We start from the raw sequence: 3,271 nt of genomic DNA on the forward strand, positions 1-3,271 counted from the left end.
CCGCTGGTTGCCTGCGGTGTCCGTGACCCGCACTTGCACACTGTTTGCGCCTTCGGTGGCGGCGTAGGTGCTGGCCCAGACGGTCCCGTTGCTGCTGTATTCAACAGTGGCACCAGTTTCGGCACCGGTGACCACCAGCGCCGATGATTTGCTGATGCTGTCAGCGCCAGAAGCGCCGCTGTCACACACCAAGGCCACAGTGAAGGCGGGCGTTTGGGTGTCGAGGGTGAAGCTCAGGGGCGCAGAGGTGGCGACATTGCCTGCAGCGTCGGTGGCCCGCACTTGCACGGTGTTGGTGCCTTCGATGGCTGCAAAGGTCGTGGCCCAGCTGCTGCCGTTGGTGCTGTATTGGAGAGCGGCACCCGTTTCGGCATTCACGCTGATGGCCCCATTGCGGGTGATGGTATCCACAGCGCTGGTGCCGCTGTCGCAGACCAAGGTCAGCGTGGGCGTGGCGATGGTTTTGTCGAGTGTGAAGCCCAGGTTGCTGGCTGGGCCAGCATTGCCTGCAGCATCGACTGCGCGCACTTTGACGGTGTTGTTGCCCTCAAGCGCTGCAAAGGTGCTGGCCCAAGATGTGCCGTCGGTGCTGTATTGCAAGGTAGCGCCAGCCTCGGCCATGACGCTGAGCGCGCCGTTGCTGCTGATCAGGTCGGTGGCGCTGGCACCGCTGTCGCAGGTCAGGGTGAGCACCGGTGCGCCGGGGGCGGTGCTGTCGAGCGTGAAGCTGAAATTTTGTGTACGTGGGTTGCCTGCGGTGTCCGTCACCCGCACTTGCACGCTGTTCAGGCCTTCCACCGCACTGTAGGTGCTGGACCACACTGCACCGTTGCTGCTGTATTCCACAGTGGCACCAGCTTCGGTGCCGGTGACGACCAAAGCCGGGGCTTTGCTGATGCCGTCGGTGGCCAAAGCGCCGCTGTCACACACCAAAGCCACGCTGAAGGCGGCCGTTTGGGTGTCGAGCGTGAAGCTCAGGGGGGTGGATGTGGCCACATTGCCTGCGGCGTCGGTGGCGCGCACTTGCACGCTGTTCGTGCCTTCGATGGCGGCAAAGGTCGTGGCCCAGCTGCTGCCGTTGGTGCTGTATTGGAGCGATGCACTGGATGGCGCATTCACGCTGACGGCCCCATTGCGGGTTATGGCGTCCGAGACGCTGGCACCGCTGTCACACACCAGGCTGAGCGTGGGCGTGGCGATGGTTTTGTCGAGGGTGAAGCCCAGGCTGCTGGCCGGGCCTGTATTGCCTGCGGCATCCACGGCCCGCACTTGAACAGTGTTGGCACCCTCAAGCGCAGTGAAGGTGCTGCCCCAATTGCTACCGTTCGTGCTGTATTGCAAGGTGGCACCAGCTTCGGCAATGACGCTGAGTGCGCCGTTGTTGCTGATCAGGTCGGTGGCACTGACGCCGCTGTCGCAGGCCAAAGCCAGCGTGGGTGCCACGGGCGCAGTGGTGTCGAGGGTGAAGCGCAAGGCGCTGGCGGTGGCCACGTTGCCCGCGACGTCGGTGGCCCGAACGCTCACCAAATTGCTGCCTTCCACGGGCACAAAAGTGCTGCTCCAGATCAGGCCATTGGTGCTGTATTCCAGGCGGCTGCCCGCATCGGCGGACACCTGCAGTGCGCCCGATTGGCTGATGGCGTCGGCCGAGTTGCTGCCACTGTCACACACCAGGCTGAGAACGGGCGTGTTGATGCTTTTGTCGATGACCAGCGCCAGTGTTTGCTCGGTGCTGACCAGTCCGGCGGCATTGGTGGCGGTGACGCTCACGGTGCCACTGCCGATGGCCTGGCTCGGTGTGGCGCTCCAGGTGCCATTGCTGGCCACCGTGGTCACCAGAACTTCGCCGGTGCTCGCCAGGCTCAGCCGGATGGTGTCACCCGGGGTGCCTGTGCCGCTGAAGCTGGGTTTGTCGATGTTGGTGATGCTGTCGCCCACCAGGCCGCTGTCGCTGGCGGTGCTCAAGGTGAGGGTTGGCCGCACGGGTGGCAAGGCGGGGGGCACCTGGCTCACGCTCAAGGACAAGAGGTTTTTCAGATCGCCTTTGTCCTGGTTGAAATTGCCTGCCGCATCGGTGAATCGTTCGCTGGCCACGTACAGCAATGCACTGGTGCTGCCAGATGCCGGGGTGAAGGTGGCGCTGTAATTTTGGCCGCCGCCTTGAAGCTGGCTCAAGCTGCCGCCAATGGCGGTGACATCGGCCAGGCTGAAATCCTGGCTGCTTTCGCTCAGGGTGAAGGTCACCGTGGTGGACTCGCCCGCTTTGAGCGTGGTTTGCAGCGCACCGATGGTGACGGTGGGCGCCACCGTGTCCACTGTGATGGACAAAGGGGTGGCGGGGCTGTTCAGACCCAATGGGCTGGTGGCCACAACTTGCAAGGCGTTGAGGCCTTGCGGCAAGGCTTGCGCAGGGGTGGCTTGCCAGCTGCCATTGGCTTGCACGGTGGCGCTGGCCAGCATTTGACCTGTGGCGTCTCGGACCGTGATGGCGTGACCGGGCGTGCCCGTGCCGCTCAGGGTGGGCGTGCTGTTTTGGGTGATCCGGTCGCCTTGCAGGCCACTGTCGCTCAGGCTGCTCAACTGCGCTGTGGGCGGCAGGGGTGCCACGGGGGGCGGGGTGACCACGGCGTTGTTCACCTTGAAAGGCAGCGCGTTGTTCACGTCGCCACCGTCCTGGTTGAAGTTGCCAGTGGCATCGCTGAAGCGGTCGCTGGTGACGAACACCAAGGCGCTGGTGTTGCTGGTGCTGGGCGTGAGAATGGCCGTGTAGCTGTTGCCACTGCCCTGAAATTGGCTCAGCGTGCCACCGAGCACGGTGATGTCGTCCAGGCTGAAATCTGCGCTGGCTTCACTGAGCGTGAACTGCACCGTCGCTGTGTCAAGTGGTGCCAGCACGGTTTTGTTGGCCGTGATGGTGATGGTGGGTGGGGTGCTGTCTGTGGGGGCCGGGCTGGTGGATGTGGCGCCTGTTGACGTGGCTGTGCTGCTGTTGTTGCCGGTTGGGGTGCCTGTGCCTGTGCCTGTGCCGCTGCCGGTGGATGAGTTTGTGCCGCTGTTGGACGTATTGCCCGTGGCCGAGCTGCCCCCGCTGGTGCTGCCCGTGCTTGTGCTCCCCGTGCTGGTGCTCCCCGTGCTGGTGCTCCCCGTGCTTGTACTCCCCGTGCTTGTGCTCCCCGTGCTTGTACTCCCCGTGCTTGTACTCCCCGTGCTTGTACTCCCCGTGCTTGTGCTCCCCGTGCTTGTGCTTCCCGTGCTTGTACTCCCCGTGCTT

1 protein-coding gene is annotated in these 3,271 nt (G+C 64.1%); it reads right to left on the reverse strand.

Features of this window, described 5'->3' with window-relative positions; genetic code table 11:
• The coding region (locus H663_RS40700; RefSeq protein WP_240620602.1) for an Ig-like domain-containing protein at positions 1-3,271 on the reverse strand (3,271 nt) is incomplete at both ends.

This window comes from Limnohabitans planktonicus II-D5 (genome assembly GCF_001270065.2).
In the GTDB taxonomy this organism is placed as follows: Bacteria; Pseudomonadota; Gammaproteobacteria; order Burkholderiales; family Burkholderiaceae_C; genus Limnohabitans_A; species Limnohabitans_A planktonicus.